Origin of the sequence: Thalassotalea sp. PP2-459, from assembly GCF_001913705.1 — a bacterium.
Classification (GTDB): domain Bacteria; phylum Pseudomonadota; class Gammaproteobacteria; order Enterobacterales; family Alteromonadaceae; genus Thalassotalea_C; species Thalassotalea_C hakodatensis.
In genome coordinates, this window is the sequence record NZ_MKQD01000017.1 from 42,035 (window position 1) to 66,300 (window position 24,266).

At 37.9% G+C, this 24,266-nt stretch carries 20 protein-coding genes; 14 read left to right on the forward strand and 6 right to left on the reverse strand.

Annotated elements, in window-relative coordinates; translation table 11 throughout:
- The first annotated feature begins 26 nt into the window (after positions 1-26).
- The 6 genes from dnaA (at position 27) to glyS (ending at position 9,762) form a co-directional block, all read left to right on the forward strand.
- Positions 27-1,394 (forward strand): chromosomal replication initiator protein DnaA, encoded by a 1,368-nt coding sequence (dnaA, locus tag BI291_RS02945; protein WP_074496263.1) that lies wholly within the window; start codon positions 27-29, stop codon positions 1,392-1,394.
- A 29-nt stretch (positions 1,395-1,423) separates the two neighbouring features.
- Positions 1,424-2,527: a DNA polymerase III subunit beta gene (gene dnaN, locus BI291_RS02950; protein WP_074496264.1), complete on the forward strand. Its 1,104-nt coding sequence runs from the start codon at positions 1,424-1,426 to the stop codon at positions 2,525-2,527.
- Positions 2,527-3,612 carry a DNA replication/repair protein RecF gene (gene recF / locus BI291_RS02955; protein ID WP_074496265.1) on the forward strand — a complete coding sequence of 362 codons (1,086 nt, stop codon included), beginning with the start codon at positions 2,527-2,529 and terminating at the stop codon, positions 3,610-3,612. Before dnaN ends, recF begins: the two co-directional genes overlap by 1 nt.
- A gap of 9 nt (positions 3,613-3,621) precedes the next feature.
- On the forward strand, positions 3,622-6,057 hold the full coding sequence (gene gyrB, locus BI291_RS02960; protein ID WP_074496266.1) for a DNA topoisomerase (ATP-hydrolyzing) subunit B: 2,436 nt from the start codon (positions 3,622-3,624) through the stop codon (positions 6,055-6,057).
- A 717-nt stretch (positions 6,058-6,774) separates the two neighbouring features.
- Positions 6,775-7,689 (forward strand): glycine--tRNA ligase subunit alpha, encoded by a 915-nt coding sequence (glyQ, locus tag BI291_RS02965; RefSeq protein WP_074496267.1) that lies wholly within the window; start codon positions 6,775-6,777, stop codon positions 7,687-7,689.
- A 3-nt stretch (positions 7,690-7,692) separates the two neighbouring features.
- Positions 7,693-9,762: a glycine--tRNA ligase subunit beta gene (glyS, locus tag BI291_RS02970; protein WP_074496268.1), complete on the forward strand. Its 2,070-nt coding sequence runs from the start codon at positions 7,693-7,695 to the stop codon at positions 9,760-9,762.
- 76 nt (positions 9,763-9,838) lie between these two features.
- On the opposite strand, the gene tusA is transcribed toward glyS, so the two are convergent.
- Positions 9,839-10,081, reverse strand: a complete 243-nt coding sequence (gene tusA, locus BI291_RS02975; protein ID WP_074496269.1) for a sulfurtransferase TusA — start codon at positions 10,079-10,081, stop codon at positions 9,839-9,841.
- A 13-nt stretch (positions 10,082-10,094) separates the two neighbouring features.
- Positions 10,095-10,907 carry an SPOR domain-containing protein gene (locus BI291_RS02980; protein WP_074496270.1) on the reverse strand — a complete coding sequence of 271 codons (813 nt, stop codon included), beginning with the start codon at positions 10,905-10,907 and terminating at the stop codon, positions 10,095-10,097.
- 153 nt (positions 10,908-11,060) lie between these two features.
- On the opposite strand from BI291_RS02980, the gene BI291_RS02985 reads away from it, so the two are divergent.
- From BI291_RS02985 to BI291_RS03000, 4 genes are read left to right on the forward strand one after another with little or no spacing between them, the layout of a single operon-like run.
- Positions 11,061-12,971: a transglycosylase SLT domain-containing protein gene (locus tag BI291_RS02985; protein WP_175573068.1), complete on the forward strand. Its 1,911-nt coding sequence runs from the start codon at positions 11,061-11,063 to the stop codon at positions 12,969-12,971.
- 45 nt (positions 12,972-13,016) lie between these two features.
- A complete protein-coding gene (gene pepQ / locus BI291_RS02990; RefSeq protein WP_074496271.1) occupies positions 13,017-14,336 on the forward strand; it encodes a Xaa-Pro dipeptidase in 1,320 nt (439 codons plus the stop codon).
- Positions 14,337-14,341: 5 nt separating this feature from the next.
- Positions 14,342-14,959 carry a YigZ family protein gene (locus BI291_RS02995; RefSeq protein WP_074496272.1) on the forward strand — a complete coding sequence of 206 codons (618 nt, stop codon included), beginning with the start codon at positions 14,342-14,344 and terminating at the stop codon, positions 14,957-14,959.
- 12 nt (positions 14,960-14,971) lie between these two features.
- Complete coding sequence (locus BI291_RS03000) at positions 14,972-16,423, forward strand: TrkH family potassium uptake protein (RefSeq protein ID WP_074496273.1); 1,452 nt, start codon at positions 14,972-14,974, stop codon at positions 16,421-16,423.
- Between the two features lie 16 nt (positions 16,424-16,439).
- Here the strand turns inward: BI291_RS03000 and trkA are convergent, their stop codons facing one another.
- From trkA to def, 4 genes are read right to left on the reverse strand one after another with little or no spacing between them, the layout of a single operon-like run.
- The gene (gene trkA, locus BI291_RS03005) at positions 16,440-17,819 is read right to left on the reverse strand and encodes a Trk system potassium transporter TrkA (protein WP_074496274.1); all 1,380 of its coding nucleotides are present in this window, start codon (positions 17,817-17,819) and stop codon (positions 16,440-16,442) included.
- A 19-nt stretch (positions 17,820-17,838) separates the two neighbouring features.
- Complete coding sequence (gene rsmB / locus BI291_RS03010; protein WP_074496275.1) at positions 17,839-19,131, reverse strand: 16S rRNA (cytosine(967)-C(5))-methyltransferase RsmB; 1,293 nt, start codon at positions 19,129-19,131, stop codon at positions 17,839-17,841.
- The gene (gene fmt, locus BI291_RS03015; RefSeq protein ID WP_074496276.1) at positions 19,128-20,108 is read right to left on the reverse strand and encodes a methionyl-tRNA formyltransferase; all 981 of its coding nucleotides are present in this window, start codon (positions 20,106-20,108) and stop codon (positions 19,128-19,130) included. The genes rsmB and fmt overlap by 4 nt, the downstream gene beginning before the upstream one ends.
- A gap of 20 nt (positions 20,109-20,128) precedes the next feature.
- Complete coding sequence (def, locus tag BI291_RS03020) at positions 20,129-20,641, reverse strand: peptide deformylase (protein ID WP_074496277.1); 513 nt, start codon at positions 20,639-20,641, stop codon at positions 20,129-20,131.
- 116 nt (positions 20,642-20,757) lie between these two features.
- Between def and BI291_RS03025 the strand changes: the two genes are divergently transcribed.
- From BI291_RS03025 to arfB, 4 genes are all read left to right on the forward strand, one after another.
- Complete coding sequence (locus BI291_RS03025; protein WP_074496278.1) at positions 20,758-21,840, forward strand: LysM peptidoglycan-binding domain-containing protein; 1,083 nt, start codon at positions 20,758-20,760, stop codon at positions 21,838-21,840.
- Between the two features lie 37 nt (positions 21,841-21,877).
- Complete coding sequence (dprA, locus tag BI291_RS03030; RefSeq protein ID WP_074496279.1) at positions 21,878-23,011, forward strand: DNA-processing protein DprA; 1,134 nt, start codon at positions 21,878-21,880, stop codon at positions 23,009-23,011.
- Between the two features lie 12 nt (positions 23,012-23,023).
- A complete protein-coding gene (locus tag BI291_RS03035; RefSeq protein ID WP_074496280.1) occupies positions 23,024-23,497 on the forward strand; it encodes a DUF494 family protein in 474 nt (157 codons plus the stop codon).
- A gap of 192 nt (positions 23,498-23,689) precedes the next feature.
- Positions 23,690-24,103: an alternative ribosome rescue aminoacyl-tRNA hydrolase ArfB gene (arfB, locus tag BI291_RS03040; protein ID WP_074496281.1), complete on the forward strand. Its 414-nt coding sequence runs from the start codon at positions 23,690-23,692 to the stop codon at positions 24,101-24,103.
- The last annotated feature ends 163 nt before the right edge of the window (positions 24,104-24,266 follow it).

A 24,266-nucleotide genomic window follows, 5' to 3' on the forward strand; every position in this document is an offset into this window, starting at 1 on the left:
GTGGTAGATCAGCTAGGAGCCTATCGTTGGATCATTCTTTGTGGCAACGCTGCTTGTCAGTATTACAAGAAGAGTTGCCTGCTCAGCAGTTTAGTATGTGGATTAGACCGCTTCAATGTGTCGTAGATAATAATGTCATGACGTTGTATGCGCCAAATCGTTTTGTACTAGACTGGGTTCGTGATAAATATGTTAATCGTATTAATGAATTAGTCAGCTTGGAAGAAAGTGGCAATCCGCCTTTATTGCGTTTTGATGTTGGTAGTATTCCTAAAGTTAAGGTTAGTAGTAATAATACTGCTTCCATGCCTTCCGCGACGCTTAGTCAACCGAAAGCTCCGAATAACCAGGTTCCAGAATCAAACTTACCGAAAAAAACGAATGTTAGAGTTAATTATACCTTTGATAACTTTGTAGAAGGTAAGTCTAATCAATTAGCACGAGCGGCTGCTTCTCAAGTAGCTGATAACCCAGGCTCTGCTTATAACCCCTTGTTTATATATGGTGGAACTGGTTTAGGTAAAACGCATTTGTTACATGCAGTTGGTAACGGTATTTTGTTGAATAAACCTGATGCAAAAATAGCTTATATGCATTCAGAGCGTTTTGTTCAAGATATGGTTCGTGCATTACAAAATAATGCGATTGAAAAATTTAAGCAGTACTACCGTTCTGTTGATGCCTTATTGATAGATGACATTCAATTCTTTGCTAATAAAGAGCGTACACAAGAAGAGTTTTTTCATACCTTTAATGCGTTATTAGAAGGTAATCAACAAATTATTTTAACCAGTGACCGCTATCCAAAAGAAATTGATGGTGTAGAAGATAGATTAAAATCTCGCTTCGGCTGGGGGTTAACCATTGCGATTGAACCGCCGGAGCTTGAAACGCGTGTTGCGATATTAAAAAGAAAGGCACAAGAGAGTCACGTCAATCTCGCTGATGAAGTTGCTTTTTTCATTGCTAAGCGTTTAAGGTCAAACGTTAGGGAATTAGAAGGTGCACTTAATCGTGTAATCGCTAATGCTAATTTTACTGGCAGAGCAATTAATATTGATTTTGTTAAAGAAGCACTAAGAGATTTACTTGCCTTACAGGATAAGTTAGTTACTATCGATAACATACAGAAAACTGTTGCTGAATATTATAAAATCAAAGTATCAGATTTATTATCAAAAAGACGTAATCGTTCGGTAGCAAGACCAAGACAGATAGCAATGGCTTTATCGAAAGATCTCACTAATCATAGCTTACCTGAAATAGGCGAAGCGTTTGGTGGAAAAGACCATACAACGGTATTACATGCTTGTCGGAAAGTAAAAGCATTACGTGAAGAATCTCATGATATTAAAGAAGATTATTCAAATTTAAATAGAACGTTATCTTCCTAACAAAAAGAGTAATAAAGAGTAGGTAAAAAATGAAGTTTTCCTTAAATAGAGAATTATTGTTAAAACCATTGCTATTGGTATCCGGAGCGGTTGAACGTAAAAGTACCTTACCTATTCTTGGTAATGTGTTAATCGAAGTTAGTGAGCAATCACTTACCTTGACTGCCACAGATTTAGAGCTGGAAATGGTTGCTTATGCAGATATCGATAATGCCGAAGCCAACGGTAAATTAACAATACCAGCACGTAAGCTTTTAGATATTTGTAAAAGCTTACCTGATGGAGCCTTGATCAGCTTCGAATCTACAGAAGATACTGTCACTATTTCTTCCGGTCGAAGTAAGTATTCATTATCTACTTTACCTGCAACAGATTTTCCTAATATTGAAGAGTGGAAAGGCGACGTTGAATTTAAATTAAGTAAAGCTCAGTTATTACGCCTCATTGAAAGTACCCACTTTTCCATGGCTAACCAAGATGTTCGTTATTACTTAAATGGAATGTCTATTGAAACAGAAGCTAATGAAATTCGCTCTGTTGCAACTGACGGTCATCGTTTAGCTATTTGTAAAATTTCAAATGATGAATTACAACTGCCAAATCGACAGGTGATTGTACCTAGAAAAGGTATTTTAGAAATCATCCGTTTACTTGACCCAGTCGATGAAGAAGTTCAAGTCTTTTTAGGTTCTAATCATATTCGTATTATTGATACTGAATTTTCTTTTACCAGTAAATTAGTTGATGGTCGTTTTCCTGATTATCGCCGAGTTCTTCCGCGCAATGGTGACAAAATACTAAATGCAGACAAAGATCAACTTAAACAAGTTTTATCTAGAGCTTCAATTTTGTCGAATGAAAAATTCAAAGGTGTACGTCTGAATTTTGCTGACAGTGAATTAAAAATTACTGCAAATAATCCTGAACAAGAACAAGCAGAGGAAATTTTAGAAGTGAACTTTCCTTATGAAGATGTCGAGATTGGTTTTAATGTAAACTATGTACTTGATGTACTAAATGCAATTAAAGAGCAAGGGGTTAAATTTACTTTAGCTGATGCTAACAGTAGTGTTGTTATCGAAGGGCAGGATTCAAACGAAGCGTTATATGTTGTGATGCCTATGCGTTTGTAATGAGTATTAAAGATTTAAATGCATATCAATTTAGAAATTTAGTAGACGGAAAAGTTTCGCTTCATTCTGAATTTAATTTTATTCTGGGTGATAATGGTAGTGGAAAAAGTAGTCTTTTAGAAAGTATTTATTATCTTAGCCATGGAAAGTCGTTTAGAACAACGAATGTTAGTAATTTAGTTCGCAATGAGTCACAACGTTTTGTGTTAAGCGCTAAAACATCTACCGATCAAATGTTAGGCATTGAATATTCTCTAACGGGTGAAAAACGAATTAAAATAGACGGTGAACGCCAAACAAAACTTTCTGAGCTTGCAAGAAATTTAGCGGTACAAGTTGTTACACCAGAGAGTTTTAAGTTGTTTATTGGTGGGCCAAGAGAACGTAGAAAGTTTATCGATTTAGGATTGTTTCACGTGAAACATTCTTTTCCTGAAGTTTGGCGACAGTTTAATAAAACATTAAAACAACGAAATGCATGTTTAAAACAACGATTGAGTGATCAGCAATTACACTATTGGACAGATCAATTCTGCCAACTTTCAGAAACAATTGCCGCATTAAGATCGGAGTATATAAAAGAATTATCAACAGAAGTCACCAATTGGTTATCGGTGTTATTACCAGAAATTAACGATGCCATTAAGCTTCAATATTTACAGGGATGGCACAGTAAAAAAGAGTTATTTGACGTGCTAAGTCAAAATAAAGAGAAAGAGCGTGAACGTGGCCATTCACTTTTTGGTGCTCATAAATTTGATGTTAGATTTCAATTTAATACATTATCGTTAGAGCAAAGACTCTCAAGAGGCCAACAAAAGTTGTTTTTACTCGCGTTAACTTTTGCACAAACAAAGTTAATTGAAAAAGTTAAACGAGTAAAGCCAATTTTATTAATTGATGATATTGGTGCTGAATTAGACATAAGTTCTAGAACAGCAATGTCTGTGGCAAATCAGTTATTGAATTGTCAATCAATAATAACCGCAATTGATAAAAGTGCAGTGGAACCATTGGTTCCGAAAAACAAAAATTATAAAATGTTTCACGTGAAACATGGCAATATTTCTTTAATGAGTGAGTAGGCTAAAGCTATGAGTGTAGAAAATGAATATGGCTCAGACAGTATCAAGGTTTTAAAAGGGCTGGACGCTGTAAGAAAAAGACCGGGTATGTATATTGGTGACACAGATGATGGCACAGGTTTACATCACATGGTTTTTGAGGTGTTAGATAATTCAATAGATGAAGCACTTGCAGGTCACTGTAGTGATATAGTTGTAACTATTCACCTTGATGGTTCTGTATCTGTAAAAGATGATGGCCGTGGTATACCAACGGATATTCACCCAGAAGAAGGTGTTTCTGCAGCAGAAGTTATCATGACGGTATTACATGCGGGTGGTAAATTTGGCGGTGAAGACTCTGGTTATAAAGTTTCAGGTGGTTTACATGGTGTAGGTGTTTCTGTAGTTAATGCATTAAGCCATAAACTAACACTTACTATTCGTAGGAACGGTGAACTTCACGAACAAGAATATAAATTAGGAGAGCCGCAAGCACCGTTAGCACTCGTTGGTGAAACAGATCAAACAGGTACTGAGTTAAGGTTTTGGCCAAGCGAAGAAACATTCACTGATGTAGAGTTTCATTATGACATTCTGGTAAAACGTATCCGTGAACTATCTTTCCTAAATTCAGGTGTCTCAATAAAACTCATTGATGAACGTGAAGAAGGTAAAGAAGAACATTTCTTTTATGAAGGCGGTATTCAAGCGTTTGTTGATTATTTAAATACAAATAAAACAGCGGTAAATGAAGAGATATTTTATTTTGACTTAGAACGTGAAGATGGAATTGCTGTTGAAGTAGCAATGCAATGGAATGATGGTTTCCAAGAAAATATACATTGTTTTACCAATAATATACCTCAACGTGATGGTGGAACGCATTTAAGTGGTTTCAGAGCGGCGTTAACTCGTACCATAAATAGCTACATGGTAAAAGAAGGGTTAAATAAATCTAAAAAAGGTGAAACAAATCCATCTGGTGATGATGCCCGTGAAGGATTAACAGCGGTTATTTCTGTTAAAGTCCCAGACCCAAAGTTTTCATCGCAAACTAAAGATAAGCTAGTTTCTTCTGAAGTAAAAACTGCGGTAGAACAAGCGATGGGTGAAAAGCTTGGGGAATATCTATTAGAGAATCCGGGTACTGCAAAAACAGTAATCATGAAAATTGTTGATGCCGCTAGAGCAAGGGAAGCTGCTCGTAAAGCGCGTGAGATGACAAGAAGAAAAGGTGTACTTGATATCGCGGGTTTACCTGGAAAGCTTGCTGATTGCCAAGAAAAAGATCCAGCGTTATCTGAAATATACATAGTGGAGGGTGACTCTGCGGGTGGTTCAGCTAAACAAGGTCGCAATCGTAAAAACCAAGCAATCTTGCCACTTAAGGGTAAAATATTAAACGTAGAAAAAGCACGCTTTGATAAAATGATTGCTTCGGTAGAAGTAGGTACATTAATTACGGCATTGGGTACAGGTATTGGCCGTGATGAATATGATCCTGAAAAGCTTCGTTATCATTCAATCATAATTATGACCGATGCTGATGTTGATGGTTCTCATATTCGTACTTTGTTATTAACATTCTTCTATCGTCAAATGCCAGAAATTATGGAACGCGGTCATGTTTTTATTGCCCAACCACCACTATATAAAGTTAAGAAAGGTAAACAAGAACGTTATATTAAAGATGACGATGCATTAATTGAATACCTCACAACACTAGCGTTAGAAAATGCCTCATTACATGTAAATGAATCGGCACCTGCAATTTCAGGCTTGGCATTAGAAAAATTAGTAAATCAATTTAGAAGAGCATATAACACGATTAAACGTGTTTCTCGCCAAATACCAGAAGATATTCTCATTAAGATGATCTATTCATCGACAATAAATATCGAAGATTTTTCAGATGAAGGGAAAGTTACGGCTTGGAAAGATAACCTGTTAAAGCAACTTCATGATCAAGATGGCAATGGTTCAATTTATACAGCTTCGGTAGAGCAAGATAAAGAGCGTAACATTTATTATCCTCGATTCAATGTTAGAAAACATGGAATTGATAAGGTATATAACTGTGGTTATGAATTTATACATTCTAAAGAGTTTAAAGAGTTAATTGACCTTAACGTTGCAATAAATGGCCTTATTGAAGAAGGCGGCTATGTAAAACGCAATGAGAAAATAAAGCCAGTTTCAACCTTTGATGAAGCGTTAACATGGTTAATGGCTGAATCAAAACGAGGGCAGTATATCCAACGTTATAAAGGTTTGGGTGAAATGAACCCAGATCAACTGTGGGAAACAACGATGGACCCAGAAACAAGGCGTATGTTGAAAGTAACGATTGAAGACGCCATTGCAGCAGATCAACTATTTAATACGTTAATGGGTGATCATGTTGAACCTCGTAGACATTTTATTGAAGAAAATGCGTTGAAAGTAGAAAACTTAGATGTTTAGTTTTAGATAAAAAAGTCAATACCGATCAATTAAGCAATTGATCGGTGGGAATAAAACGCTTATACGACCATAGCCCTACCTTTATGATAGGGCTATTTTTTTATGTAATTGATGTGGCTAGATGATGTGAAAACATTTGTGGTGCCTAAAGCGGATAAGTTTTTCAAAGGAGCTTACCGCTCCACAAACGGTAATAGTATTTTGGGGTATTGATTACTTATAAGTCCGGTTAGGTTGAGATAAGCGAGGTAGCTAAAGTGACAAATGAACCTGCGTTGTGGATCAGTTTCACTATGGTCTGCGTTATGTTCAAGGTAAGATACTCTGGTGTGCACAGACAGGGTAAAAAAGGTTGTAATGCCTAAAAAGCAAAAACAAGCCAAATCAAGGACCATTAGAATGTCAAAAAACAAACTATGCCTGCGAATGAAAACAACCTTAACGGAATGGTTTAACTTTTAATACCAACTCAATTAAATATTTAATAGAATTGGTATAAGTAGCTTTATATAACTGGCTTTATATACAGCAAGGAGAAGTATCCATTTGAAATAATGACCGGTCATGAAATATACGGTTTTATCAAAGATATAAATAAAAAGTTAAAATATTCGAGTTTTTGCTCAATTTATCACTGCTGTAAACTAGGCGAATAAACAGACAAACGTTATACTAGCGCCAGCAAATTAAAATTTTATATTATAAATACAGGCACGCATGAGTACGTTTAATAGCAAAACATTCCAAGGATTGATTTTACAACTACAAGATTACTGGTCTCGACAGGGTTGTGTCATTGTACAGCCTTTAGATTTAGAAGTTGGTGCTGGTACCTTTCATCCCATGACATTTTTGCGTGCGGTAGGACCTGAGCCTATCAGTAGCGCATATGTACAACCTTGTCGAAGACCAACAGATGGTCGTTACGGGGAAAACCCAAACCGCTTACAGCATTATTATCAATTTCAAGTGATGTTAAAGCCTTCTCCGAAGAATATACAAGAGTTATATTTAAACTCACTGAAAGAGCTTGGTATAGATCCTTTAGTACATGATATCCGTTTTGTTGAAGATAACTGGGAGTCGCCAACACTTGGAGCTTGGGGATTAGGTTGGGAAATTTGGCTAAACGGAATGGAAATCACTCAATTTACTTATTTTCAACAAGTCGGTGGTTTAGAGTGTGCTCCTGTAACAGGCGAAATCACTTACGGTTTAGAACGTTTAGCAATGTATATTCAAAATGTAGATAGTATTTATGACTTAGTGTGGACAGATGGCCCGATGGGTAAAGTCCTCTATGGAGATGTGTTCCATCAAAATGAAGTAGAGCAATCGGCATATAACTTTGAGCATGCAGATGTAAAAGCGCTATTCGGCCAATTTGATCAGTGTGAAAAAGACAGTGAAAAGTTAATTGAAAAAGGCTTAGCATTACCAGCTTATGAACAAGTGATGAAAGCTTCACATGCCTTTAACTTATTAGATGCACGCCATGCAATTTCAGTGACAGAAAGACAGCGCTATATTTTACGTGTACGGGCATTATCCAAAGCGTGTGCAGAGGTTTACTATGCGACGAGAGAACAATTAGGCTTCCCACTGTGTGGTGATAAAAAGGTGGGAGAATAAAAAATGATTAAAGAAACATTATTAATAGAGTTAGGTACCGAAGAACTACCACCGAAAGCGTTACAAAAATTAGCGACCACTTTCTACAATCAAATAACGACACAATTGGAACAAGCCGAACTAGGTTTTGAACAAGCCTCTTGGTTTGCTTCTCCAAGACGTTTAGCCGTGCAAATTACACAATTAATCGAAAAGCAAGCTGATAAAGAAATTGAAAAACGTGGGCCTGCTATAAATGTAGCGTTTGATGAAGAAGGTAACCCGAGTAAGGCCGCCTTAGGTTGGGCAAAATCGAATGGTATCACTATTGAACAAGCACAACGTTTAAAAACCGATAAAGGCGAATGGTTACTACACAAAGCATTACAACCAGGGAAAACAATTCAGGAATTGATTCCTGAAATGGTTAATAAAGCAATTGCAAAGCTACCAATTCCAAAACCAATGCGTTGGGGTAGCTCAAGAACACAATTTATTCGTCCAATTCATACGTTAACACTAATGTTTGGTGAACACATTATAAAAGGTGAAGCGTTAGGTATTGAGTCAAACAACGTGCTACAAGGTCATAGATTCCATCATCAAGGTTTAGTTTCACTTGAGCATGCAAATGATTATGTTGCAACGTTAAAACAAGCGTATGTTGTTGCAGATTATCAAGAAAGAAAGCAATTAATCGTTGATCAGATTAAAAAAGCTGAGCAAGAGCTAAATGCTGTGGCATTAATTGATGAAGAATTGTTAGAAGAAGTTACCTCAATTGTTGAGTGGCCAGTTACTTTAATCGGTAGCTTTGATAAAGAATTTTTAGATGTACCACCAGAGCCATTAATCTATTCAATGAAAGATCACCAAAAATATTTTCCAGTTGAGGATAAGCAGGGAAAATTATTAAACAAATTTATTTTTGTTGCTAACATTGAAAGTAAAGATGCTAACCAGGTTATCTTCGGTAATGAAAAAGTAATACGTCCACGATTAGCGGACGCCGAGTTTTTCTTTAAAACAGATAAAAAGCAAACACTTGAATCAAGGCTTGCTAGTTTAGAGTCCGTTTTGTTCCAAAAACAATTAGGAACGTTAAAAACGAAGTCAGAACGAATTGCGTCGCTAAGTGAATATATTGCTGAAAAAATCAATCAATCACCTAAACTGGCATACCGTGCAGGCCTATTAAGTAAAACAGACTTAATGACAGAAATGGTATTAGAATTTCCTCAAGTGCAAGGCACCATGGGTAAATACTATGCGCAGCATGATGGCGAAGACGTTGAGGTAGCACAAGCATTAGAAGATCAATATCGACCAAGATATTCTGGCGATAGTATTCCTAAAGGTGTTATTGGTTGTGCGGTAGCTATTGCTGACAAAATTGACACTTTGGTTGGAATATTTGGTATAAACCAACCTCCAAAAGGCGATAAAGATCCATTTGCGCTACGTAGAGCTGCCATTGGCATGATTCGCATAATTATTGAAAAACAGCTTGATTTAGACATTGCTGATCTAGTGTCACGAAGTGTGAACTTATACGGTGAAGTGTTAACGAATGACAGTACAACCCAACAAGTGATTGATTTTGTGCTTGGTCGATTTAAAGCACACTATCAAGAGCAAAAAATTAGTGTTGATGTCATTCAGGCTGTTTTAGCTAACTCACCAACGGCACCACTAGACTTTGAAAAGCGAGTATTAGCTGTAAATCATTTTAAAACAATGGAAGCAGCACAAACATTGGCAGCTGCAAACAAACGAGTAGGTAATATTTTAGCCAAGTTTGATGGTCAATTATTTTCTACTTTTAATACTGACTATGCTACTGATGACAATGAAACAGAATTGGCTAATACTTTTGCAAAAGTAAAAGAAAAGATTCAACCATTAGTTGCAGCTCAAGACTACCAGCAGGCATTAGCTGAACTTGCCAACATTAAGCAACCCATTGATAACTTTTTTGATAATGTCATGGTAATGGCTGATGATGAACAAGTGAAAGTGAATCGTTTAACCCTGTTAAATGAAATACGTAATCGCTTTTTAGATATTGCTGATATTTCGGTATTACAAAATTAAACCATGTTGATTTAATTGTTAAAATAGAAACGCGATAATTAAGCAAAGCTATATTAAAAAGGGTAGTTGTTAACAATTACCCTTTTTTGATCACATATTGAAAAGGGAGGACATCGGTTTGTGAAGCAATAAGTTCGTGTTCCATAAAGCGACAAAAACTTGGAATATCACGGGTCGTAGAAGGGTCATCGGCAATAACCAATAAGGTTTCACCGGCACTTATTTTTCTTATATTCATCCTAATCATCATCACAGGCTCAGGACAGCGAAGCCCCAACGCATCTAGTGTATGATCGGTATTATTGAAAAGATTTTGCATAGATATATTCAGTCTATTTAACTTGACGAAGAAAACCAGATAAAGAATATTGAGATTTTAACATGTTGAGAAGTTGTTCTGCATTGGCTTTTTCTAAAAAATGCTGACTTACCACACGGTGAAGCTTGTTTTGGTAGATAATGCTCCAATGTTTTTGACCTATTTTTGTTTTTATCTTAGCTAATAATACTTCTGCATAGCTTTTTTGAGCAAAAGCACCTAATTGAACTTGCCACTGCGAACTGGTATTAATCGCTATTCGTTTTAGAGGTGTTTCTAACGGTTGCTTGAGCGTTCTTTTTGTCGATGGGGACTTAATAGTGGCAGATTTCGAGTCAGAAAAAAGCCAGGTTACTTGTGCATAAAGGTTGTGATTGGCATTTAATGTTGAGTGATCAAAATAACTAGTTTGTCCAAACTCAACTGCGAGCTGGTTGGTAAAGCGAAATTGAGTTGCCAAGTTAAGATAAGAAGAGACACTGTCCTTATTAATTAACGAAGGTTTATCAGAATGAACTAGATACCCAAAACCTGTGCCTGCTTTAATAGTGAGTTGATTATTTATTTGACGAATAAAGTTTACGCCAACCATTGCACGTTTAAGCTTGATGGCTTGTTGTTGAGCGTTTGTTTGTATCATGATTGTTCTATGATCAACAAAGCGACTTTCTATAGCGAAGTTTTCGGAAAATTGCCATTGATAACTAAGATGAACACCGTTAGAAGAAGATTGCTGGTGATGATAGTCAACACCGAAACTAAGGCTATGTTCTTGAGCAAAACAAGATAGGCTTAAAAGTAAAGAAAGTAGCAAATAAGTACGCATTAGCACATAGAATAAAAGATTATGTAGATATACTACCAGTGGTTTATTAGTAACACTATTTTCTCTTTGAATTAGTGTAAATTCCTCATAACTACTTGCTTTGTAATGCTAGCCTGAATACTCTTAAACAGAATGTTTTTCTCAGGGTTATTTATGTTGCGTTTTTGTGCCTTCTTTTTCTGTTGGTTTAGTCTTTTTACTCAAGTCGCATTTGCTTTCGATAATGCGCAGATGCGTGATACGTTTTTAAAAGCTGAACGTCAATTATGGAAAACTGACTCGTCAACGTATCTTAACTTATATAAGCAATTACATTATTACCCACTACAACCGTACCTAGATCAACGCCGGCTGATGATTAAAATGCGTTTAACATCGGCAAAAGAAATTGAGCAATTCTTAACAAAATATGAAGGGAGCCCACTTGACTGGCCATTGAGGAAAAAATGGTTAGAGTATTTAATAAAGAGGAACAGGCAAACGTTGTTTATGGCGTTTTTTAAACCAACGTCTGATGTCAATTTAACCTGTCATTACTATCAATATAAACTCAATAGTGGGGCGGAAGAACAGCAAATATTGAAAAATATTGAACGCTTATGGGTTGTCGGTAAATCACAGCCTAAGTCTTGTGATCCATTATTTGCGAAGTGGCAAAAAGCAGGCTTACGTACACAGAGTCATGTATGGCAGCGTTTAGTAAAGGCTGCTGATGGTGGCAAACATACCTTAATTCCATACTTGACCTCATTAATGCCAAAAAAGCAGCAATATCTAGGCAAGCTTTGGCATAAAGTAAGAAGAAACCCTGCCTATATTACGAAACTGAGTCGCTTTCCGACTAAGTCTAAGAAAGAAACTGAGATCTTCATTTACGGTATTAAACGGTTAGTATGGCGAAGTCCAGACAATGCAATTGCTACATTCAACAAAGCAGCAAAAGTATTTCCAATCACAGATGACCAGTTGCAACAAGTGGCACTTAAGTTTTCATTAGCGCTTGCTAGTAAAAAACATCGTGCAGCAAAAACCTGGTTAGCAAAAGTAGCAGACCAGCACTTAACATCGAACATCGTACAGTGGAAAATCGCTGATGTATTACGCCAACAAGATTGGCATGCGATAAAGCAAGTGTTGTCAGCACTACCGAAAAATCAGCAAAGTACTTATCAGTGGCGGTATTGGTATGGTAGAAGTTTAATTGAAACAGGTGATGACACTGCGGGTAAGGCACAGCTGAAAAGCCTTGCAGATCAACGACATTATTACGGTTTTTTAGCTGCAAGTTATTTGCAGCAGCCGATGAACTTACAGCATAACCCATTAGTGTTTTCTGAACTAGAAAAGCAATCACTATTTGAAAACTCCGCAGGTAAAAGGGCGTTTGAATTGTTTCGACTTGGTCGCTTTTATCATGCACGAAAAGAATGGAACTATTGGGTGTCGACACTTGATAAACGACAAAGGTTAGGGGCGGCGAAGTTAGCAAATGAAATAGGTTGGTATGATCGCGCTATTTTTGCGTTATCACGAGTTGGGTATTTAGACGATGTAGATTTACGATTTCCTCTAGCGTTTAATGAACAAATTACAACGTATTCAGATCAACATAAAATACCATCGGCATGGGCATTTGCCATCGCTCGTCGAGAAAGTTCATTTATGTCAGATGCAAACTCAGCTGTTGGCGCGAAGGGTTTAATGCAGGTAATGCCTGGCACAGCAAAACAATTAACTCGCAAGAAAAAAATATCAAACAGTTATTTATTTGATAGTGGAAACAATATTCGCTTAGGTACTAAATATTTAAAGAATTTGCTAGATAGATATGACGGTAATCAAATATTAGCAACAGCTTCCTATAATGCAGGGCCTTACCGAGTGAAAAAGTGGTTAGCCGCAATTGATAGCATGCCAGCTGATATTTGGATAGAAACAATTCCTTTTAAAGAAACGCGTGAATATGTCAAAAGCGTATTGGCTTATCAGCAAATTTATCAACAAAAAGTAGGCCAGCCAACACCATTATTTGAGCAATTACACCGGATGAATATAACGCGATGACTTACCATGTGTTAAGATCAAACTATGATACATTTGGACATGAAAATGATGACACTAGCAAGCTTATATCCTGCACATATTGATGAGTTACAACAACGCACTAAGCAAGTTTTAGCAAGAGAAAACTTGCAAGGGCTTGTGATTCATTCAGGCCAAGAGTTAAAAGCCTTTTTAGACGATACGGGTTACCCTTTTAAAGTAAACCCTCATTTTAAACATTGGTTGCCAATCATTGATGTGCCAAACAGTTGGCTTTTGCTTAATGGCGAAGATAAACCAACATTGATTTATTATCAGCCAGTAGATTTTTGGCATAAAGTAATCGCATTACCAGAAGATTATTGGAATGAGCATTTCAATATTAAAATGCTAAGTAAAGCAACAGATGTTGATAAATTATTGCCGTATGATAAAAAAGGTTACGCATACATTGGCGCGCATATTGAAGTAGCGCAAGCTCTTGGTTTCGAAACGATTAATCCTGAAAACGTGCTTAATTATATTCACTATCATAGAGCCTATAAAACTGCCTATGAGCAAGAGTGTTTAAGGCGCTCAAATGCCTTAGCTGTAATCGGTCATAAAGCCGCTGAACAAGCATTTTTAGCAGGGGCTAGTGAGTATGAAATAATGCAAGCCTATTTATTTGCTATGCAATATGGTGAAAATGAAACCCCTTACGGTAGTATTGTCTGTGTAAATGAAAATGCATCAATTTTACATTACACCATGCTTGATAAAGCGAAACCTGATGCCCATCGTTCCTTTTTGATTGATGCGGGCGCTAACTATCACGGCTACGCATCTGATATTACTCGAACCTATGCCTTTGAAAATAATCGATTTGCAGAACTTATTGCGCGTATGGATCGCTTAATGCTAACAACTGTGGATGGGCTAAAGCCTGGGGCAAGTTACGTTGATCTGCATATAGCAACACACTTACAAATTGCTCAAGTATTGAGTGAGTTTTCATTTATTAATGTAACTCCTGAGTCAGCATTAGAAGCAGGCATTGTTTCTACCTTCTTTCCTCATGGTTTGGGTCACCACTTAGGGTTACAAGTACATGATGTGGGTGGTTTTATGGCAGACGAGCGTGGTACTCATGTCAATACCCCTGATAATCATCCGTTCTTACGCACTTCGAGAATGGTTGAAGCAAACCAAGTGTTTACTATTGAACCAGGTATGTATTTTATTGACTCATTGCTAGCTGATTTAAAAAAATCAGCTAATGGTAGTATGATTAACTGGTCAAAAGTCGATGAAATGAGGCCATTTGGTGGCATTCGTATTGAAGATAATATTATTGTTCATCAATCACACAATGAAAATATGACACGAGAAAATGGCTTAGACTAACGCTTGTGGAACCTTATAATATTGCAGCGAGTAACATTATTGATGAAATCGAGGTTACTCGCAGTCGATTTATCTGTTATTTATCACCTTGTGATTCAACAACTGCGTTTAAACAATTGCTAAATGACGTGCAGCAACTCCACCCTCAAGCCAATCATCATTGTTACGCATTTGTTGCTGGGCATCCACAAGACAGTCAATGTTATGGTTTTTCTGATGATGGAGAACCCTCAGGAACGGCTGGAAAACCAATGTTGGCTGTTTTACAGGGCAGTGAAGTAGGAGAAGTAGCGGCCATTGTGGTTCGTTATTTTGGTGGCACGAAACTAGGTACTGGTGGTTTACAACGAGCTTATAGTGCAAGTGTAAGAAGTGCGTTGTCGTTGCTTGATGTAGCAACTAAAATTCCTAAGGTCTACAAAAGCTTAGCTTGTCAATATGCACAGGTCGATGACATACTGCACTTAGTGAAGCAAGCAGGTGCAGACATTTTGGCTCAAGATTTTACCGAAAGAGTTGATTTGACCTTGGCTATTCCTGAACAAGGTGTAGAATTGTTAGCGGAACAGTTAAAAACAATGTCTTCCGGACAGTTAACGCTGAATAAAATTAACAAAAAATAATAAGAATGCACAGTGCAGTATAAGAATATACTTAGAATTTTAGGGCTGTTAGTAACATTGCTGAGCGTTACTATGCTTCCGCCTGCGCTAATTTCATTACTCTACCGCGATGGTGGTGGTGTCGCTTTCATCCTTTCTTTTTTATTCTGTTTATTTAGCGGACTTATTACTTGGTATCCTCTTCGTAAAGAAAAAGGCGAATTAAGAGCACGAGAAGGCTTTTTGATTGTTGTGCTATTCTGGACTGTTTTGGCCAGCTTCTCTGCAGTGCCATTAATGCTGTTAGAAATGCCTAATTTAACCATTACAGATGCTTTTTTTGAAGCATTCTCAGGGCTTACTACAACTGGGGCTACGATCTTATCGCAAATTGATGGCTTACCACATGCTGTATTATGGTATCGCCAACAATTACAGTGGTTAGGTGGTATGGGTATCATCGTATTAGCAGTAGCTGTGTTACCTATGTTAGGTATTGGTGGAATGCAGTTATATCGTGCAGAAACGCCTGGACCTGTCAAAGATTCTAAAATGACCCCCAGAATCGCCGATACCGCAAAACACTTATGGTATATTTATTTATCGCTTACCGTGGCTTGCTCATTAAGTTATTGGGCAGCTGGTATGACGGTATTTGATGCCATTTGTCATGCATTTTCAACCATCGCAATTGGTGGCTTTTCTACCCATGATTTAAGCATGGGGTATTTTGATAGTCCATTAATAAATGCTGTATGTGTACTGTTTTTATTAATTGCGGGGGTTAACTTTGCCTTACATTTTGCGGTGCTTCATAGTAAATCTTTACGCGCTTATTTTTACGACCCCGAGTTCAAAGTATTCATTGCTATCCAATTGGTTTTAACATTGATTTGTGCGGTCGTGTTACTGAGTTATGGTGTTTATAGCTCAGGCTTTGAAGCCTTTGACCAAGCCTTGTTTCAGGCTGTTTCTATCAGTACCACCGCTGGATTCGCCACTACGTCTTTTGCTGACTGGCCAACACTGCTGCCTATTTTATTGATATTTTCTAGTTTTATAGGCGGCTGTGCTGGTAGTACAGGCGGTGGTATGAAGGTTGTCAGGGTTTTACTTCTTTACCTTCAAGGTATCCGAGAGTTAAATAAACTAGTACACCCGAAAGCTATTTTTACCATAAAACTGGGTCATAAAGCGTTGCCCAATAGGGTCGTGGAAGCTATTTGGGGTTTTTTTGCCGCTTACGCAGCTGTTTTCGTTATTTGTATGTTGATGCTTTTGGCGGCCGGTGTTGATGATATTACTGCTTTTACCGCCGTTGCTGCGTGTTTAAATAATCTTGGCCCAGGTTTAGGTGAAGTGGCAGCTAATTTCTCATCACTCGGCGACTTTAGTAAATGGGTACTGATCATTGCCATGCTTTTTGGTCGATTAGAAATATTTACTTTGCTGGTCTTATTTACCCCAAGCTTCTGGCGCTCATAAAACATCGAATGATGTTTTAAAAAAATTGTAACGGGTCTACATAAAAAAGCTTTTCCACATCTGAAATATATTTCTTATTCACTAAAAATAAAATGACATGATCTTCAGCATTAATCAGGGTGTCAGAGTGGGCAATAATAACTTCATCTTCCCTAACCACTGCACCGATAGTCGTACCTGGTGGTAACTTTAATTGCGCAATCGTACGACCAACCACTTTTGATGATCTTTCGTTTCCTTTTGCCACTATTTCAATGGCTTCAGCGGCACCACCGCGTAAGCTGTATACATTATCGATACTCCCTTTACGAACGTGGGTTAATAAAGCAGAGATGGTTGCATGTTGTGGAGAAACGGCAATATCAATATTGCTACCATGCACTAAATCAATATAGGCGCTGCGTTGGATCAACACCATGGCCTTGCGCACACCTAAACGTTTCGCTAATAGTGACGACATAATGTTTGCTTCATCGTCATTGGTCACGGCAATAAAGACATCGAACTGATCAATATGCTCTTCAACAAGTAATTCTTGATCCGATGAATCACCTGAAAACACGAGTGTACCGTCTAATTCCGATGCTAGATATTCAGCACGTTTAGGTGAATGCTCAATAAGCTTAACCTGATGATTTTTTTCTAATAAACGCGCTAAGCCAGCGCCAATATTACCGCCGCCAGCGATCATAATACGTTTGTATGCTGGCTCGAGTTTTTGCAGTTCATTCATGACCGCTCTAATGTGTTTAGATGCAGCAATAAAAAAGACTTCATCGTCAGCTTCAATGACTGTAGTGCCTAATGGACGAATAGGGCGGCCGTTTCGGTATATGGCTGCTACTCGAGTTTCAATATTAGGAATGTGCTCACGTAACGTAGAAAGGGCATGGCCAACCAGTAAGCCACCATAATAGGCTTTTACTGCAACTAAGCTGACTTTACCACGAGCAAACTCTAATACTTGCAGCGCGCCAGGGTAGTCGATAAGGCGAGCAATATCTCTGGTAACAAGTTGCTCAGGAGCGATAACATGATCAACAGGAATATTTTCTTGTTGAAAAAGCTGATCTTGATAACGTAATATTTTCGCGGAACGTATTCGCGCAATTTTGGTTGCAGTGTTAAACAGTGAATAGCAAATTTGGCAGGCGATCATATTGGTCGCGTCGTCACTGGTAACAGCAATGACCAACTCAGCGTCTTCAGCGCCAGCTTGTTTTAATACATCAGGATGTGAACCGTGGCCGGTTACCACACGTAAATCCATGCGATCTTGTAAATCACGTAAAATGTCAGCGTTGGTATCAATTAACGTAATGTCATTACGTTCGCCCACTAAATTTTCGGCGAGTGTTCCGCCAACTTGACCTGCTCCAATGATGACAATTTTCATATGCTATTAACCAAAACCGTTAGGTGTTGTTATTTTTCTTAAGCTTGGCGTAGTAAAACCCATCCATCGCTTGCTCATTTGGTAAAATTTGCCAGCCAATATCTTGTGTTGTTTGCTGAATTGGCTGTAATTGCGCATCTTCATTAGAGTCAATAAAGGTTTGTATTTGTTCTCTATTTTCTTCTGGAAGAATACTGCATGTTGCATAAAGCAAAGTACCACCGGGTTTTAGCAAAGACCATACATTTTTTAATATTTGTTGCTGTAGTATGGTTAACTTATCTATATCTGCCGCTTTACGAAGCCATTTTATATCAGGGTGGCGTCGAATAACGCCTGTGCCTGAACAGGGTACATCAAGTAAAATGCGATCAAATAGTTTTCCGTCCCACCAATCTGATTTGCTGGCATCACCGGTAATTGTTTTTGCGTTTAAGGATAAACGGGTCAGGTTTTCTGTTACGCGATCTAATCTTTCTTGGTCAATGTCTAGCGCTGTTACATCAATAGATGTAGGAGAAATCTCTAAAATATGACATGTTTTACCGCCTGGTGCAGCACAACAATCAAGAATATGTTCTTGCGCCTGTGCTGATAATAATATGGCAGCTTGTTGCGCTGCGCCATCCTGTATTGAGACATCGCCGTCAAAAAAGCCTGGCAGCTTATTGACATCAATAGGAGAGCTTAGACAAACTGCTTCTGAATACTTATCAACATGTTGCACTGCAATATCTAGGTCGGATAATCGTGCAAGATATTTTTTAACGGTCTGCTTTTGTTGATTAATACGAAGCCACATGGGGGGCTTTTCCATGTTTGCCTGTAAAATTTGTTGCCATTGTTCAGGGTAGCCAGCTTGTAATTTTTTAATGAACCAACTTGGATGATTAAAAGTTATCGCATCAGGAACATTCTCTAATACAGGTGAAGCTTGACGCTGAAAATTACGTAGCACACCGTTAATTAAATTTTTCAAATGAAACTGTTTTAACGGTTTAGCACCATTCACTGTTTCTGCTACGGCTGCGTGATCAGGAATGCGCATGTATTTCAATTGATAAATGCCGACCAGAATTAAAAAGTGTGCAACGCGTTGTTTGCCTGTTAAAGGCTTAGCAATTAATTGGCGTGTGTAATGTTCTAATTCAGGAAGGTAACGTAAAACGCCATAACAAATTTCTTGCAATAGCGCTTTGTCTTTACCTTCTACTTTTTCTTGTAACGTTGGCAGTTCATCGCCAAGGCTTCTACCTTTATCGACTACAGAAAAACAACATTTAGCTGCTAATGCGCGAACGTTTTTATTCATGAATGTTGTTCCACGGTACCAGTGATCGATTTTCCAATAGTAAACCACGCCGAGCGAGCGTTTAATATGTCAGAAACTGGCATAGCTTTTTTTCCAGGTAGTTGAATATTTTTTAATAGTAATCCATGTTCACCCGTGGCAACTAAAATACCGTTTTTATCAGCGTCAATAATTGTTCCCGGTGTGGCTGTTTTACACGTTACAACATCGGCTTGCCATATGCGAATACGGTGTTGTTTATCAGCCGCTTCGTTAAAGGTAAACTGTGCTACTGGCCAGGGGTTATAGGCGCGAATTTTACGGTCTAATGCCTTGGCACTTAATTGCCAGTTGAGCTCGGCTTCTGTTTTATCGAGTTTTGCTGCGTAAGTCGCTATATTGTCATCTTGAGGTGTCGCTTGTTGCGTATTATTGGCTAAATTATCAAGCGTGTTAATTAATGTTTGCGGACCTAATTCTGCTAATTTTTCGTAGATGCTACTACTTGTGTCATTTGCCGTAATTTCGCAGGTAGTAATGTGTAGAATGTCACCCGTATCTAACCCTTCATTCATTTGCATAATGGTAACACCTGTTTTTGGATCACCACTTTCTACAGCTCGTTGAATAGGAGCTGCACCTCTCCACTTTGGTAAAATTGAACCATGTACATTCACACAACCAAGTCGCGGGGTTGATAAAATCACTGTAGGTAGTAATAAACCGTATGCCACTACGACCATAATATCTGCTTGATAGCTTGCAAGTGTTTCTTGGTCTGCCTGTTGCTTAAAGTTAATCGGTTGTTCAACGGTTAAGTTGTTTTCTTGTGCTAGTATTTTTGTAGCACATGCAGTGAGTTTTTTACCTCTACCTGCGGGTTTATCTGGCGGACAATACACGGCTACTACGTTATGCGTTGAATCTATCAGTGCTTGCAGGTGCTTGGCTGCAAAATCCGGTGTACCGGCAAAAATAATGTTTAATGGTGATGGCATATAAATGAAATATTTCTAAGTTATTGACGAGCGGCTAAACGAGCTTCTTTTTCTAACTTCGTTTGAATGCGCTTGCGCTTTAAAGGTGATAAATAATCGACAAACAACACACCGTTTAAGTGATCGAGTTCATGCTGAATACAAATAGCTAATAGTTCTTCACCGTCAAGTTCAAAGGTATTTCCGTCTCTATCGAGGGCACGAACCGTTACTTGTGTGTGTCGATCTACTTTGGCATAACAAGTTGGAACCGATAAACAGCCTTCTTCATTAACCATTGTTTCATCATTTTTTTTAATGATTTCAGGGTTAATTAAGACATACGATTGCTCTTTATCTTCTGATACATCAATAACGACAATGCGTTTATGAATATCAACTTGCGTAGCGGCTAAGCCCACGCCATTTTCTGCATACATGGTTTCAAACATGTCATCGACAATTTGTCTTATTTCGTCGTTTACTTCAACAACGGGTTCAGCTTTTGTTCTGAGTCTTTCGTCTGGGAAAGTTAGTACGTTTAATACAGCCATAATTTTATAAAAGAATTCGCGAAATTAGTCATAGAGTGTTATGTTTCAATTTTAACCATTAAATTACATTAATTCGAGTGCTTTGAGTTAATAACAATAAGAATAGGTGCTTTAGTATGATAAAAAGGTCATTATTAACACTAATTTTCTGTTTCTTGTCTTTAAGTTTACATGCTGATGAGCTTAGATTGCTGGCAGATGCACCTAAATCATATGTCGTGATTAAGGGAGATACCCTTTGGGATATTTCCGCAAAGTTTCTCAAAGATCCGTGGTTATGGCCAAAACTTTGGCGAGTAAACCCTGAAATTCAAAATCCCCATTTAATTTATCCAGGCGATCAATTAAACCTTGTTTATGATGCTCAAGGTATGCCGATGTTGGTGAAAGGAAAGCCAAGATTAAAATGGTCGCCAAAAATAAGAACATCATTAAAAGAACAACATCCAATTGAAACTATCTCACTAAAAACCATTGCACCTTACATTAATTACAACTCAATATTATCAGTAGACGATGTTGAAAATGGTCCTTATGTACTGGGCAGCGAGGAAGGGTATAAACTTTCTAGTGATGGTATTAAATTATATGTAAGCCAGACATTACCTGTAGGACGTTCAATAGTTATTTACAACAAAAGTCAGCCAGTAACTTCACCAGAAACTGGCGATATACTTGGTTATCACGCTAAAGTTGTTGGGTCAGGTAAAGTAGTCCGTGCAGGGGATACTTCAAAAAATCAACCCGCTACCGTCTATATAGATAGTGCATTGAAAGAAATACGTTCGGGCGATTTAGTGAAAGTTATCAGTCGTGAGCAACTTATGCCTGCATTTTTTACCATGCAATCTGTTGCACCTTCAGTAAAAGGCATGATTGTTAAATCATCGAATGAAATGCGAGAGTTTGGAAAATTTGATGTTATTTATATTGATCAAGGTCGTCAGCAGAATGTAATGCCGGGTGACATTTTATCGATTTCTCGCAAAGGCCCTGAAATAGTCGAAACTGATGATGGACCTATTTATGTTAATGATGCCTCAAAGTTACATCGGATGACGGCTAGCTCAGATTATAACATGCCGGAAGAAACTATCGGTAAAGTAATGGTGTTTAAAGTATTTGATCAGCTGAGTATGGCATTAATATTACGTTCTGAAAAACCGGTGAGATTGCTAGATAGCGTAATAGCACCATAAGCATATTACTTAATCATTAGGGAAGCATTTGTGCAACATGGAAGAGCACAACATATTGGCCTCAAGTACAGGCTGTGAAGAAGCACGTTATTGGCTAGCATTGAAGCTTGTGCCAAGATTAGCGATTGATAAAAAGCTGGCTTTAGTTGAACGTTTTTCAATTAAGCAGCTTTTTTCTGATCCACCTACACGTAATGTACTGAATCTTTCTGAAAAACAATATTGTGCAATTACTCGTCCTGATTGGCAGAAAATCGACCAAATTATACAGACTACCATTGCTGTTAAATCAGATATTCTTTATTACGGTCATCCGCAGTACCCTGAATTACTAAAACAAATATTTGATCCCCCACTTGTCCTCTTCGTTAAAGGCAATAAGTCAGTATTAACCAGCAATCAAATAGCGGTTGTTGGCAGTAGAAATGTGAGTATCTATGGTGTAGAACATGCTCAATTGTTTGCAAAGCAGTTATCTTGCAGTGGGCTCACAATTACCAGTGGTTTAGCGCTAGGAGTTGATGCAAAAGCACATTTAGCAGCCGTTAAATTATCTCGGCCAACCGTTGCAGTGATAGCTACAGGTATAGATATTACTTATCCGTCTAGGCATAAAACCCTTGCGAATAAAATACTAGATGCTGGCGGGACTATCGTGAGTGAATTTTTACCAGGCGTTACCCCTAAGCCGGGTCACTTTCCCAAACGAAATCGCATCATAAGTGGCTTAGCTTTAGGTGTTGTTGTGATTGAAGCGACCAAGCAAAGTGGATCATTGGTAACAGCCAGGTGTGCCCTAGAGCAAAACAGAGATGTATTTGCGTTACCGGGTAGTGTTATTAATCCACAAAGTGCTGGCTGTCATTGGTTAATAAAACAAGGTGCTAAGTTAGTAGAGTGTGCTGCCGATATAGTAGAAGAACTTCCTTTTATTGAAAAAAATGAACTAAACTTATTAAAAAGCAGCACGAAAGAAATGCGAACAAAAAAAAGTTGTCAACAGGGCTTGTCTAACGATCCATTGTTAGCTAGTGTGGGGTATGAAATTACACCCGTAGATATAGTAGTTTCTCGGAGTAAACTACCCACAGATGTAGTGCTAACCCGATTGATGATGCTCGAGCTAGGAGGTCTGGTAACTGCGGTGCCAGGTGGCTACCTTAAAATTTAATAGGGGCTGGTTATGTTTGATATCTTGATGTATCTTTTTGAAAACTATATTCACAGTGATGCCGAAGTGATGGTAGATCACGATATACTCACTGATGAATTAACTCGCGCGGGCTTCCACCAAGATGAGATTTATAAAGCACTTACTTGGTTGGAAAAATTAGCGGCATTGCAAGATACTGATGCTTATCCGTATTTTAAACGCGATGCTAAGCCGTCATTCCGTATCTATACCGAAGAAGAAAAGCAGCTACTTGATAAAGAGTGTCGAGGTTTTTTAATGTTCCTTGAACAAGTCAATGTATTAGACTTTACGACTCGTGAAATGGTGGTTGATCGGGTAATGGAATTAGACACGAAATATTTTGCCCTCGATGATCTTAAATGGGTGATTTTAATGGTGCTGTTTAATGTACCTGGTAAAGAAAGTGCTTATTCACAAATGGAAGATCTTATCTTTGACGAACAAGAAGGGCCGTTGCATTAGGCTTGGCGTTTCGCTTTAAAGGTTAGATTTACCAGCTTGTTCAGCAAAGTGCTTAATGTGTAGCATTTTGCTGAATTTACTTTTCTTATTTTCTTTAGACAATTCAAACTGAACCATCAAAACTCCTTATTGAGTTCGTGAAGGCGTGAAATAATGTCATTGATTGAATGCCTTTTTGTAATAGAGTGATATATGTTAGAAATTTCAAACAACGTAACCCTTGCTGAATGGGAAATCGAGCTTAATGCAATTCGTTCTCAAGGAAGCGGGGGGCAACGAGTAAATAAGGTCGCTACCGCCATTCATTTAAGGTTCGATATAAAAAGATCTTCATTGCCTAGCGTTTATAAAGAGCGACTATTGAAGGTCTCTGATAGCCGTATAACCTCTGATGGTGTGGTCATTATTAAATCTCAGTCTCATAGAACGCAAGACATGAATAAGCAGGAAGCACTTGAGCGTCTCAAGGAATTGATACTCTCTGCAATGGTTGTGCAAAAAAAGCGTCGGCCAACTAAACCAACGAAAAGCTCACAGCGAAAAAGAATGGACAGTAAAACTAAAAAAGGAGCCACCAAATCATTGCGCGGAAAAGTAAATTTATAATTGCTTTGGATAAGAATATGAATAAATAAAATAGATGTTCTAGTTGAAAGTAAGTTGTTAACATGGAAGCTTATACCAATTCGCATAAAGATTAAGTCAGTTCAGAGCGATGTCAGAGGTGGGAGAATAAGCGAAACGTGTGCAGGTATAGTTGTTCTACATC